The sequence below is a fragment of the Rhodococcus sp. YL-1 genome (assembly GCF_001942025.1).
Lineage (GTDB): Bacteria > Actinomycetota > Actinomycetes > Mycobacteriales > Mycobacteriaceae > Rhodococcus_F > Rhodococcus_F qingshengii.
Window position 1 is genome coordinate 2793225 of the sequence record NZ_CP017299.1, and the last position, 13087, is coordinate 2806311.

9 protein-coding genes are annotated in these 13087 nt (G+C 63.0%); 5 read left to right on the forward strand and 4 right to left on the reverse strand.

Going from position 1 to position 13087, the window contains the following annotated elements; all coding sequences use genetic code 11:
- Positions 1-6: 6 nt before the first annotated feature.
- Both BH682_RS13085 and BH682_RS13090 read right to left on the reverse strand, forming a co-directional pair.
- Positions 7-1002: a 1-phosphofructokinase family hexose kinase gene (locus tag BH682_RS13085; RefSeq protein WP_042450660.1), complete on the reverse strand. Its 996-nt coding sequence runs from the start codon at positions 1000-1002 to the stop codon at positions 7-9.
- Entirely contained in the window at positions 999-1766 is a 768-nt protein-coding gene (locus BH682_RS13090; protein ID WP_003942134.1) for a DeoR/GlpR family DNA-binding transcription regulator, read from the reverse strand. The genes BH682_RS13085 and BH682_RS13090 overlap by 4 nt, the downstream gene beginning before the upstream one ends.
- A 191-nt stretch (positions 1767-1957) precedes the next feature.
- Between BH682_RS13090 and BH682_RS13095 the strand changes: the two genes are divergently transcribed.
- The 3 genes from BH682_RS13095 (at position 1958) to BH682_RS13105 (ending at position 6319) form a co-directional block, all read left to right on the forward strand.
- Entirely contained in the window at positions 1958-3631 is a 1674-nt protein-coding gene (locus BH682_RS13095) for a putative PEP-binding protein (RefSeq protein WP_064688803.1), read from the forward strand.
- 75 nt (positions 3632-3706) lie between these two features.
- Positions 3707-4987, forward strand: coding sequence for a uracil-xanthine permease family protein (locus tag BH682_RS13100; protein ID WP_020907537.1), 1281 nt, complete (start codon positions 3707-3709; stop codon positions 4985-4987).
- Between the two features lie 189 nt (positions 4988-5176).
- A complete protein-coding gene (locus BH682_RS13105; RefSeq protein ID WP_007735194.1) occupies positions 5177-6319 on the forward strand; it encodes an acyl-CoA dehydrogenase family protein in 1143 nt (380 codons plus the stop codon).
- 92 nt (positions 6320-6411) lie between these two features.
- Here BH682_RS13105 and lexA read toward each other — a convergent pair whose 3' ends face one another.
- The gene (gene lexA / locus BH682_RS13110; protein ID WP_007735195.1) at positions 6412-7140 is read right to left on the reverse strand and encodes a transcriptional repressor LexA; all 729 of its coding nucleotides are present in this window, start codon (positions 7138-7140) and stop codon (positions 6412-6414) included.
- Between the two features lie 263 nt (positions 7141-7403).
- Between lexA and BH682_RS13115 the strand changes: the two genes are divergently transcribed.
- The gene (locus tag BH682_RS13115) at positions 7404-8117 is read left to right on the forward strand and encodes a LysM peptidoglycan-binding domain-containing protein (protein ID WP_003942242.1); all 714 of its coding nucleotides are present in this window, start codon (positions 7404-7406) and stop codon (positions 8115-8117) included.
- A gap of 194 nt (positions 8118-8311) precedes the next feature.
- Positions 8312-8809: a transcriptional regulator NrdR gene (nrdR, locus tag BH682_RS13120; protein ID WP_030535543.1), complete on the forward strand. Its 498-nt coding sequence runs from the start codon at positions 8312-8314 to the stop codon at positions 8807-8809.
- A gap of 286 nt (positions 8810-9095) precedes the next feature.
- On the opposite strand, the gene hrpA is transcribed toward nrdR, so the two are convergent.
- A complete protein-coding gene (gene hrpA / locus BH682_RS13125; protein WP_050655801.1) occupies positions 9096-13001 on the reverse strand; it encodes an ATP-dependent RNA helicase HrpA in 3906 nt (1301 codons plus the stop codon).
- Positions 13002-13087: the final 86 nt, after the last annotated feature.

The following is a 13087-nucleotide window of genomic DNA, read 5'->3' on the forward strand; positions in this document are numbered from 1 at the left end:
AGGGCGTCAGGCGAGTTCGGTGGGGACGGGGATGGGAGAGGCGGCATCTGCTGCAGATACCGAAACCGCTGCCAGATCGATCTGTTCGGGTGTGGGAAGGGTTGTGCCGGGAAGGGAGGCAGCGGCGCTTCCGTAGGCGACCGCGTGACGTAGCCGCTCGGATTCCGAGCCGCCGCCCGCTTCGGCGAGGATGTAGCCGGCCAGCGACGAATCGCCTGCGCCGACGGTACTGACTGCGACAATCGGGGGAGCGGTGGCGATCCACGCGCCGTCGGCCGTGACGAGGACGGCACCGGCTGCGCCGAGCGTGGCGAGCACGCTGCCGACGCCGCGATCGACCAATCGCTGCGCCGCCGTGATTGCAGGCCCGGGATCACCGTTCTCGGCAGCACGTTCGAGGACGTGGCCGTCGACGCCGGTCAGTTGCGCGAGTTCCTCGCCGTTGGGTTTGAGCAGATCAGGTGCCGAGCCGGGGAAGCCTTCGGCGAGTGCCGTCAGCGGGGCGTCCGAGGTGTCGACCGCCACCTTGCACGGGTGATCGCGCAGCGCGGCGACCAGTTCGCCGTACCACCCCAGCGGAACGCCGGGAGGCAGTGAGCCGGACAGCGCGAACCACAGTGCGGTATCGGCGCGGGCGATCAACTCCTGTGCCAGGGCGTCGAGTGTCGAACCGGACAGCGTTGCGCCCGGTTCGTTGATCTTCGTCGTGGTCCCGTCCGGTTCCGCGATGGTGATGTTGGTGCGAGCCGGACCCGTTGTGGCGACGCCGATGTGGGGAATCCCACCGGTTGCGAGCGCCGAGAGCAGAGGGTCACCACCGTTTCCCGGCAGCACCGCGAGCACGTCGAGGTCGGCTGCGGCGAGAACACGCGCCACGTTGACCCCCTTGCCGCCGGGGTCGCTGCGAGTGGAGTGGGCGCGTAGGACGGAGCCTCGTTCGAGCCGTTGCTCGAGTTGTACGGTCCGATCGATACTCGGGTTGGCTGTCAGTGTGACGATCATGCGATCACCACCTCGATTCCGTGGTCGTGGAACTCGGATGTGTCTGTGGGACTGATCTCTTCGTCGGTGATGAGGACGTCGATGCTGTCGAGTGGTGCGAAGCTGATCAAGTGCTCGCGGCCGACTTTGCTGGAATCGGCCACCACGACAACGTGATTGGCGGCCTTGACCATCGCTCGTTTGACGGCGGCCTCTTCGCTGTCCGGGGTGGAGAGGCCGTGCCCGACGCTGATCGCGTTGGTTCCGACGAAGGCGACGTCGACCCGCAACGTGCTCAGCAGGCGCAGAGCGTCCTCGCCGACCGCGGCTTGCGTCACCCCGCGTACTCGTCCGCCGAGCAGGATCAGGGAAATCGAGTTCATCGATGCCAGTCGTGCGCCGATCGGCACGGAATTGGTCACGGCCGTGAAGTCGTTCTCGGTCGGTAGTTCGGGGATCATGCGGCCCGTAGTCGTGCCCGCGTCGAAGATGACGCTGCCGCCGGTAGGAGGGAGATAGGTGACCGCGCAGCGGGCGATCCGGTCCTTCTGTTGCGCGCGGGTCTGATCGCGTTCCGCCATGCCCGGTTCGGTCACGTGGAGGGATCCGGTCGGAACGGCGCCGCCGTGTACACGCCTGATCTGTCCGATCCGCTCGAGGAAGGCCAGATCGCGACGCACGGTCTCGGTGGTCACACCGAAGGTCTCCGACAGCGCCGCCACGGACATGCGTCCGCGCTGCGACACCATGGTGCCGATCGCTTGTTGGCGTTCTTCCGCGTACACGTGCTCTCCGATTCCGAAATGTGATCCGACGGTGCGTTGTGGATCACAGTGAATGTTGCTTTATGTTGTTTTACGCCCGAGTGTGTTGACATGTCAAGACTTGGGAGTAATCTTCGTCACAACGAAGGTGAGGGCTTTACGCGCTCGAGGTGATCCGGTGTGGCACCGGGCCCATCGCTCAAGGAGGACAGATGACCGAACAGCTCAACCGAATCACCGTGCACGGCACCCCCGTCGTGCCCGGAATTGCCTACGGCCCGGCTATCTGGCCGTCCAGCCGACCAGAACTCGTCACCGATGCGCCCGCACTCGACGAGGCCGATCGAGAGGCCGCTGCAGACGCCTTCGTCGCAGCAGCGAAGGCTGTCGAGAACCGCCTTCTCGGACGGGCTGCCGAAGCCACAGGCGCGGCCGCCGAGGTCTTGCAGGCCAACGCGGCGATGGCAGCCGATCGCGGCTGGATCGGGGCGGCAAAGAAGTCGATCGCCGGCGGAGTGCCCCCGGTGCAGGCTGCGATCGCGGCGACGGAGCAGTTCGTGGTGCTGTTCACCAAGGTCGGCGGTGTGATGGCCGAGCGCGTCACCGATCTCGAGGACATCCGCGACCGCGTGATCGCCGAACTCTCCGGATTGCCCGAACCCGGAGTTCCGATGCCCGAGACGCCGTCGGTGCTGTGCGCGGACGATCTGGCTCCTGCGGACACCGCGGGCCTCGATGCAACCAAGATCATCGGACTCGTGACCATCTTCGGCGGCCCGACCAGCCACACGGCAATCATCGCGAGGCAGTTGGGCATCCCGTGCATCGTGGCTGCGAAGGAATTGGAATCCATCGCGGCCGGAACACCGATTCTGATCGACGGAACCACCGGCGACGTGATCGCGGAGCCGGATCCCGAACAGGCGCGCGAACTGGTCGAACAATCCCGGATCGATCGCGAACGCGTCAGCACGTGGACCGGACCAGGCCGGACGTCGGACGGTCGGCCGGTAGACGTTCTCGCCAATGTTCAAGACGGCGCGGGCGCTCGCGCCGCGGCGTTGACCGCAGCGGGAGGCATCGGGCTCTTCCGGACCGAACTCTGCTTCCTCGGCCGTGAGACCGAACCGACCGTTGACGAGCAGGCGGCGATCTACGCCGAAGTTCTCGAGGCCTTCTCAGGCAAGAAGGTCATTATTCGCACGTTGGACGCGGGTTCGGACAAGCCGCTCAAATTCGCCAACCATCAAGAGGAAGCTAATCCGGCCCTCGGCGTTCGCGGGGTGCGAATCGCCTGGCAGGACATGGGGATTCTCGACCGCCAGCTGGACGCGATCGCCGCAGCTGCGGCGTCGACGAACTCGTCGCCGTGGGTGATGGCACCGATGATCGCCACCCCGGCCGAGGCGAAACGTTTTGCCGATGCGGTGCGGGCACGCGATCTCGTTCCCGGTGTGATGGTGGAGATCCCGGCGGCGGCGCTGTTGGCCGACCAGATTCTCGAACACGTCGAATTCCTCTCGATCGGTACCAACGACCTCGCTCAGTACACGATGGCCGCTGATCGGATGTCCTCCGAACTCGCCGACCTGACCGATCCGTGGCAGCCCGCGGTGCTCGCCCTTGTCGCACGTACGGCCCAGGCCGGTCAGGCGGCAGGCAAGCGCGTCGGCGTCTGCGGTGAGGCGGCCGCCGATCCACTGTTGGCGTGTGTTCTGGCCGGACTCGGAGTTTCCTCGCTGTCGTGCGCTGCGGCGTCGGTCGCGGGTGTGGGAGCGAAGGTCGGGTCAGTCACCATGGCGCAATGTGAGGCGGCTGCGGCGGCGGTGCTGGCAACCGGTGATCCGGTGGCAGCGCGCAAAGCGGCGGCCGACGCAATCAGCTGAACTGGTTTCGTTGGTCTCGGTCGGAGACCGAGCGCCTGACCTCTAGTATTTCGACCTGTGATCGAACGAGAAACAATGACCGGGGCCGGCGGAATCGGCTGGACTGTCCACGGAGACGGCAAGCGGATCGCCGACGGAGCCGTCGTGGCGCCGGACGAACGACTGAGTTGGCCGCGCACCATCGGAATCGGGATGCAACACGTCATCGCGATGTTCGGAGCGACACTGCTCGTTCCGACCATCACCGGCTTCCCCGTCACGACGACGCTGTTGTTCTCGGGTATCGGCACCGCGCTGTTCCTGCTCATCACCCGGGGCCGGATCCCGAGCTATCTCGGTTCGTCCTTCGCGTTCATCGCCCCGCTGACAGCGTCGGCAGGATCGGGCCCGGCCGCGCAGCTCGGTGCCGTCATGGCCGTCGGCATCGTGTTGATGTTGATCGGCGTCGCCGTACGTCTGATCGGCAGCCGGGTCATCGACGCCGTCATGCCGCCGGTAGTGACAGGCGCCGTCGTCGCGCTGATCGGTCTCAACCTCGCTCCGACGGCGGTCGGTTCCTTCGAATCGCAGCCGCTGATCGCCACGGTCACGCTCGTTTCGATCCTGCTGGTCACGGTCGTCGGTCCCGGGCTGCTCGGCCGGTTGGGCATTCTGGTCGGCGTAGTGATCGGCTGGGTCTTCGCCGCGGTCATCGGTGGTCTCGACAGTGAACGAGTGTCCGCTCTGCGCGAAGCCGACTGGTTCGGGCTGCCGAGTCTGCACGGACCGTCGTTCGACTGGTCGGTGATCGTGCTCGCGCTGCCCGTGGTGATCGTTCTGGTCGCCGAAAACGTCGGACACGTCAAGGCGGTGTCCGCCATGACGGGAAAGTCCCTCGATGACCTGGCCGGCAATGCGCTGTTTGCAGACGGTCTCGCCACGACCTTGGCGGGCGCCGGCGGCGGATCCGGAACCACCACGTATGCCGAGAACATCGGGGTCATGGCAGCGACGCGTGTGTACTCGACCGCGGCGTACTGGGTAGCGGCCGCCACCGCCGTGATCCTGGCATTTTCGCCCAAATTCGGTGCACTGGTCTTCACGGTTCCGAACGGCGTCATCGGCGGTGCGACGATGGTTCTCTACGGACTCATCGGCATTCTCGGTGTGCGCATCTGGATGGAAGCGAAGGTGGACTTCACCGATCCGGTCAACCTGACCGTCGCCGCTGCCGCACTGGTTGCCGGCATCGGGAACCTGACGCTGACCATTGGTTCGGTCGAGCTGGGCGGCATCGCTTGGGGGTCGATCGGCATCCTGGTCGCCTACCCGATCATGCGATACCTCGCCAAATTCCGTACTTCGAGTAACAGATAACCGCTACAGTCACGAATCGTGATCGTTCGGGTCATCGACGGGTATCGCAACAGGTTCTACCGTCGGAGGCAGTGACGTGGGCCCGCGAACTTCGGCGTGCCCAGTCTCAGCGAAAACATCCCGACCGGGTACATCGTCCCCACCGGGTACATCACTGAAGTGCCGTATATCGAATTGCAAGGAGTCGGCGTGGAGCGCACCCTGTTCGAACCGGAACATGAACTCTTCCGGGAGTCGTACCAGAAGTTCTTGGCACAGCACGTGGCACCGAACCACGAGAAGTGGGAAGAGCAGAACATCGTCGATCGTGACGTCTGGGTCGAGGCCGGAAAGCAGGGATTCCTGGGAACCGCGGTACCTGAGGAATTCGGCGGCGGCGGTGTCAAGGATTTCCGCTACAACGCGATCATCACCGAGGAAACCACCAAGGGTGGCTTCAGTGGTATCGGCTTCACGCTGCACAACGACGTGGTGGCGCCGTACCTCCTGGAGTTGACCAACGAGGAGCAGAAGCAGCGTTGGCTACCCGGATTCGCGTCGGGTGAGCTGATCTCGGCGATCGCGATGACCGAACCGGGTACCGGTAGCGACCTGCAGGGCATCAAGACGAAAGCAGTTCGCGACGGGGACCACTGGGTACTCAACGGTTCGAAGACCTTCATCACCAACGGAATCAACGCCGACATCATCATCGTTGTCGCGTGCACCGACCCGGACAAGGGTGCTCAGGGCTTCAGCCTCCTCGTGGTCGAGCGGGACATGCCCGGCTTCGAGCGAGGACGCAATCTCGACAAGATCGGCATGAAGGCTCAGGACACCGCCGAACTCAGCTTCACCGACGTACGCGTTCCCGCTGCCAACCTGCTGGGCGAAGAGGGAATGGGCTTCTTCTACTTGATGAAGAACCTTCCCCAGGAACGACTCTCGATCGCCGTCGTTGCTGCCGCCGCAATGGAATCGGTTCTCGAGAGCACGATCCAGTACTGCCGTGACCGCAAGGCATTCGGCAAGTCGATCGGCAGCTTCCAGAACACCCGATTCGTACTGGCCGAATTGGCAACGGAGACCACGGCAGTGCGCATCCTGGTGGACAAGTTCATCGAGCAGCTCAATGCCGAGAAGCTGACCGTGCAGGAAGCTGCGATGGCGAAGTGGTGGACCACCGAAGCTCAGGTCAAGCTCATCGACCGCTGCCTCCAGCTGCACGGAGGCTACGGCTACATGAAGGAATACCCGGTTGCCAAGGCGTATATGGACTCTCGTGTGCAGACCATCTACGGTGGCACAACCGAGATCATGAAGGAGATCATCGGACGTTCGCTGAATCTCTGATTCGGGTGATGGACCGCTGATCGTCACGAAAAGACTCTGGGCCCCGGCTGATGCCGGGGCCCAGAGTTTTGTGATCGAGGGTGCGAGCGAACTCAGATCTTCCGCATGACCGTGACAACCTTGCCCAAGATGACGGCGTTGTTGCCGGGAATCGGCTCGAAGAGGTCGTTGTGCGGCATCAGCCACACCTCCTTCTTCGTACGCTTGAACGTCTTCACGGTGGCTTCGCCGTCGATCATTGCGGCCACGATGTCACCGTTCTCGGCGACGTTCTGCTGACGGACGACAACCCAGTCGCCATCGCAGATCGCTGCATCGATCATCGACTCACCGACAACCTTGAGCATGAAGAGCGAACCTTGGCCGACGAGCTCGCGGGGGAGTGGAAACACATCCTCCACAGCTTCCTCGGCGAGGATCGGTCCGCCGGCAGCGATGCGGCCCAGGATGGGGACGAACGCCGGCTCTGGCAGCGGGTCGGCACTGTTGTACTCGCCGGAATGCTTCGACACCGACGCGATGGCGGTATCGGCCGCAACCTCGTCGAGACCCCGAACATCGACTGCACGAGGGCGATTGGGATCGCGTCGAAGGAAGCCCTTGCGCTCCAACGTTCGCAGTTGATGCGCGACCGACGACGTGGAGGTAAGCCCCACCGCATCCCCGATTTCGCGAATGCTCGGCGGATACCCGCGTTCCGTCACCGAATCGCGGATCACTTCGAGAACGCGCCGCTGACGCTCGGTGAGCGTCTCGCTCGACGGAGACGGAACTGCAGATGCTCCTGCCTCCGCGGCTGTGCTGGAGCGATCGTCCTTCATGGCCTGTTGCCTCCGTGTCTGAAGAAGTCGTGTCTGAAAACTGCCTGCAAAAGTGCCTGCAAAGTGCCTGGTGCAAGTCGCGCAGAAACCTGTCGGTGCCTCCTGCCAACATTCGAGCTGTCGACAAACACGGAGGCTTTCGCAATTCCCGCTGTGTGGTCTGACACGAATCTAGCCGGATTTGCTCGCGGTTTCAAACATCTGTTCGATTCGTGTCGCTCCAAGTAGAGACATTGTCGGCCAGGCGTGGTAGAAATTCGAACATGCGTTCCATCGAACGCATGATCGAACACATCGATCGGTGTCGACCAGCGGAGGTCACGATGGGTAACGCAGCACTGAAAAGCAACAGGGTTTTCGACGACGCGATTGGTTTCGACGCGTTTGGTTTCGACGGTACGTCGGCACTGAAGTACCACCCCTCGTTCTATGGGCCCGATGCAGACGCTGTGTCCTTCGAACGGCGCGGAGCGGCCGAAATGCATGGCGTGGCCAGGGATGTCGACAACGAACCGCAGGCGGCCGTCGTTCGCCGGGTTCCGGCGGTGGGCGCGGTTTCAGGTTCGCGTTCATTGCGCGAATCTCCTCGCCGGTGGGACAGCGAGCACGATTCGTCACGCCCGTACGGAGGAAGTTTCGCGCACCGAAACAGGGTCGGTGTGTCACGGGTCGAACATGAAGTGGCCGCCGAGGATGTCGGTTGGAAGACGGTTTTCCTGGGCGCCGTATTCACCGCATTCGCAGTGTTGGCGTTGGTGGGGATCGGCGCTTTGTCGAGTGGTGACGTAGCTGCGACAAACGGCGCGACCGAAGTGGTTCGCGTTGCCGCGGGTGAATCCCTCAGTGATATTGCTGCCAAGGTTGCACCTGGCCAGGCTGTCGGTTCGGTGATCGAGCAGATCATGGATCTCAATGCGATGTCGAGTTCCGGACTGTCAGTGGGACAAACGCTGATCGTGCCGGCCTCGGGGCGCTGACCTACCCCGTACCAGGCGGGGGCGTACCGAGCGTGAGAGCAGTCCGTTCACAGCGAGTAAGCTGTCCACTTGACAGTCCCACCACCTCGGGTGGTCGCGTTGAGTACGTGGATCTGCTCTGTAAATCGTCGGAGGATTTGCAGTCGGTAGCGAATCTGAGTTGCGGCCATTTCGGCGACAACGAAGGAACCCCGATGCATTGCCCGTTCTGCCGGCACCCTGATTCCCGAGTGGTCGATTCGCGCGAGGCCGACGAGGGCCAGGCGATCAGGCGGCGCCGTTCGTGCCCCGAGTGTGGCCGCCGATTCACCACGGTCGAGACGGCAGTTCTCTCGGTCGTGAAGCGCAGCGGCGTCACGGAGCCTTTCAGCCGAGAAAAGGTTGTCAAAGGTGTGCGTCGCGCATGCCAGGGCCGCCAAGTGGACAACGATTCGCTGAATTTGCTCGCCCAGCAGGTCGAAGATGCCGTTCGAGCTTCGGGTTCTGCCGAAATTCCCAGTAACGAGGTAGGGCTCGCGATCCTCGATCCGCTTCGAAATCTCGACGAAGTCGCCTACCTGCGATTCGCATCGGTGTACAAGTCCTTCAGCTCGGCTGCGGATTTCGAACGTGAGATCACCGACATGCGCGAGCATGCAGAGACCCGTGCCGCCGAGAAGGCTCCCGGCGCCGAGACCGTTTCCGTCGACTGAGGCCTTCGCCTCAGATAACGCTGAGAGCACAGAGCGGTCTTAGGTAACGCTGAGAACACAAAGCGAACAATCGAACAAATCGGGCACGTTATTCGCTTAGTGTCTACCAGGTACGTTCGTCCGCATCTCGGATCTTCACGGAGGCGTTATGAACTTAGTTGCAGTTCTCGGAGTCGTGAACAGCCTGGTAACCCTCGGGTTCGCCAACACTGTTGCCACCTTTGGCGGTTTCCTCACCAACGTCAACATTCAGACAATCTACTGATCGCGCAATTCTCGCCGAACATCAACGCTTGATCGCTTCGATAGCTTTCAGGACTCGCTTTTCGGAAATCGGTGTGGGTGTACCGAGGGACTGCGCAAACAGGCTCACGCGCAGTTCCTCGATCATCCAACTGATCGCGTCGACATCTCGAGCAGTGCGACGCTCTTCGGGAAGTGAACTCAACAACCGGTCGTACGCTGCGTACACCCGGTCGAGGACATCCATAGCCTGCTGATCTCGTTGTGCACTTGCGGGCAGAGCTTCGAGACGGAATTTTGCTGCGGCAAGATACCGCGGTAAATCGCGTAGGCGGGCCGATCCCAGTTCGGCGACAAATCCAGGAAACAGCAGTGAGGTCAGCTGTTCTCGGACGTCGTCGGCTGCCTCGCCGCGCGAGCGGTCCAGCACGACGCTCAGTTGGTGTGCTTGTTCGAGGATCGGAACAATCATGCGCAGGATCGCGGAAACGCGTCCGGCCAGTTCGGAGCGTGCGATCTTCACCAGGGCATCGAACGCTTCAGGCGTGCGTACCGGTCCACCGTGGGCCGCAATCACTTCGTTGGCAGCTGCCACCCGGCAATCTTCGACGAGGGCCTCCAAGCCGCCGTCCGGATTCTGGCCGAGAGCCAGACGCTGAGTGTTCGACAAGCCGGCGGTCACTGCCTTGAGTTGGGTGGGAACGGCCGCGAGGAGAAGCGCCCGCGTACCTTCCCTCATCGCCTGCGCCTGCGCGGCCGGCGTACTCAGGACACGAACGGCAACTCCGCCGTTCTCCGGCACCAGAGCTGGGTAGCCGGTCACCTGCTGTCCGCCGATGGAGCGAGTGATGGTCTGTTCCAATGCGCCCAGGGTTTCGGATGTCCAGACGGTTGCCGCTGCCCGTTCGGTTCCGGTTGCCGCCTTGGCCACTTCCTTCTGCACGCGCGGGGCGAGTGTGCGTCGTAGCTGCGCCAGATCCTTGCCCTTCGCGAGAACCTTGCCCGATTCGTCCTCGACGACAAACGTCATCCGAAGATGGTCGGGCAGCGCGGCGGGATCGAAGTCCTTGGCGTCGATCTGGATCCCGCCCAAGTGCGAGAGTTCGCGGGCCATTGCGGTCATCAACGGCTCGGATCGAGGTTTGACTGCTGCCAACGCTGCGGCGGCATAATCCGGAGCCGGAACGACAGCGCGTCGAATGTTCTTGGGCAACGTCTTGATCAGAGCGGTAACGAGATCGACGCGCATACCGGGGACCAACCAGTCGAAGCCGACCGGCTGAAGTTGCGCGAGCAGGCCGACCGGGATGTGCGCGCTGACGCCGTCGTCGTCTTTTCCCGGCTCGAATTGGTAAGTGAGTGGAAACTGCATGTCGCCTTGGCGCCAGGCGTCCGGGTACTCGCCGCCCAGTACTGCAGCTGCGTCGGAGTTGACCACCGTTTCCGGTGTGAAAGTCAGCAGACTCGGATTCTTGCGCCGCTCGGTCTTCCACCACTGGTCGAAATGCTTGGCGGATACGGCTTCCTGGCCGATACGTTCGTCGTAGAACTCGTAGAGAGTTTCGTCGTCGACGAGGATGTCGCGTCGGCGCGCGCGGTTCTCGAGTTCTTCGACGTTGTCGAGGAGTGCACGGTTTTCGTGGAAGAACTTGTGGTTCGTCTGCCATTCGCCCTGCACGAGCGCATGGCGGATGAAGAGATCGCGAGAGGCCTCGGGATCGATTCGTGAGTACGTCACTGCGCGGCCGGTTACCAGAGGAACTCCGTAGAGAGTGACCCGCTCGTATGCCATCGCCGAGCCGCGCTTGGAGGACCAGTGCGGTTCGGAATAGGTCCGTTTCACCAGGTGCGGGGCGAGCTTTTCAGCCCACTCGGGTTCGATACGCGCGGACATGCGCGCCCACAGCCTCGACGTTTCCACGAGTTCGGCGGCCATGACCCAGCGTGGTGGCTTCTTGAACAGTCCCGATCCGGGGAAGATCGCGAAGTGGCTGCCCCTGGCGCCGAGGTAGTCCCGCTTCTCGCCCTCGCGTAGCCCGATATGCGAGAGCAACCCGGCAAGGAGCGACTGATGGATCGCGTTCTCGCTTGCCGGTGTCTCTCCCACTGTCCAGCCAAGACCGCGGGTGATCTGCCGGAGTTGCCCGTGCAAGTCCTGCCATTCGCGGATGCGGAGCCAGTGCAGGAACTCGTTCCGGCACATCTTGCGAAACTGGTTGGAGGACAGATCGTTACGTTGTTCGCGTAAGTAGTCCCACAGTTTCAGGTAGGCCAGGAAGTCGGAGTTCTCGACGTTGAAGCGGGCGTGCTTTTCGTCGGCGGCTTGCTGGAACTCGGCGGGCCGCTCGCGAACGTCCTGGATGGACAACGCCGCGACGATGACAAGGGTTTCGTGAAGGCAACCGTTGTTCTTGGCTTCCACCAGCATCCGTGCCATCCGCGGATCCACCGGAATCTGGGCCAGCTCGCGGCCGACCGGCGTCAGTTCGGGGTGGCTGGCCTCGGAACCTCGCGCGATGGCGCCGAGTTCTTCGAGGAGTCCGATTCCGTCCTTCACGGCGCGCTGGTCCGGCGGTTCGACGAAGGGGAATGCCGCGATGTCGCCCAGGCCGAGGGCCGTCATCTGCAAGATCACGGATGCGAGGTTGGTTCGCAGGATCTCCGGTTCGGTGAATGCCGGCCGTGACTCGAAGTCCTCCTCGGAATACAGGCGGATGCAGATTCCTTCGGCGACGCGGCCGCAACGCCCGGAACGCTGACGAGCTGACGCCTGCGAAATGGGCTCGATCGGCAACCGCTGAACCTTGGTGCGCACCGAATATCGCGAAATGCGCGCTGTGCCCGGATCGACGACGTACCGAATGCCGGGAACGGTCAGCGAGGTCTCGGCCACGTTGGTGGCAAGGACGACGCGTCGGCCGGTGTGCGGCGAGAACACTTTGTGTTGCTCGGCGGCAGACAGCCGCGCGTACAGCGGGACGATTTCGGTGTTGCGAAGACGCCGATCGCGTAAAGCATCTGCGGTGTCGCGAATTTCGCGTTCGCCGGAGAGGAAGACCAAGATGTCGCCTTCGCCCTCCGCGCTCAGCTCGTCGACCGCCTCGCAGACCGCGTCGACGGGATCGCGGTCGAAGGTGATGTCGCCGGATTCGACGGTCAGTGGCCGGTAACGCATTTCGACAGGGAATGTTCGCCCGGATACCTCGACGATCGGCGCGGGCTTACCGTCGACAGCGAAGTGCTTGGCGAAGCGCTCGGGATCGATGGTCGCCGACGTGATGATGACCTTGAGATCGGGTCGGCGGGGGAGCAGCTGAGCCAGGTAACCGAGGATGAAGTCGATGTTGAGACTGCGTTCGTGCGCTTCGTCGATGATCAGCGTGTCGTAGCGTCGGAGCATACGGTCGCGCTGAATTTCGGCGAGGAGAATGCCGTCGGTCATGAGCTTGACGTAGGTGCGGTCCGAGACCTGGTCGGTGAACCGCACGGTGTATCCGACGGCGTCGCCGAGTTCGGTGTCGAGTTCTTCGGCGATACGTTCGGCAACGGTGCGTGCTGCCAACCGGCGCGGCTGTGTGTGTCCGATCAAACCGCGGACGCCACGTCCGAGTTCGAGACAGATCTTCGGGATCTGGGTTGTCTTACCCGAGCCGGTCTCGCCGGCGACGATGACAACCTGATTCTCCGAGATCGCGGTCGCGATGTCGTCCTTGCGCTGACTGACGGGCAGAGCTTCCGGATACGAGACTGCGGGAACATTGGCGGAGCGTGCGGCCAACCGCGTGCGCGCCGTTTCGATTTCCTCGGCCAGCGCCACCAAAGCGTCTGGTGTGCGGGCACGGTCGAGTTTGCGACGGAGTCGACTCTCGTCGCGGAGTGAGACCTGCGCCAGCGCGCTCTTCAGGTCACTCCGCTTGGGGGAGAGCGGGGCCGGTGGTGTTGTAGACATGCTGATGACAGCCTATCGAACGCGTTCACAACTACCGCTCGCAGATCGTGCTGATGTGCAAATATCGACCAGTGACGACAAATACC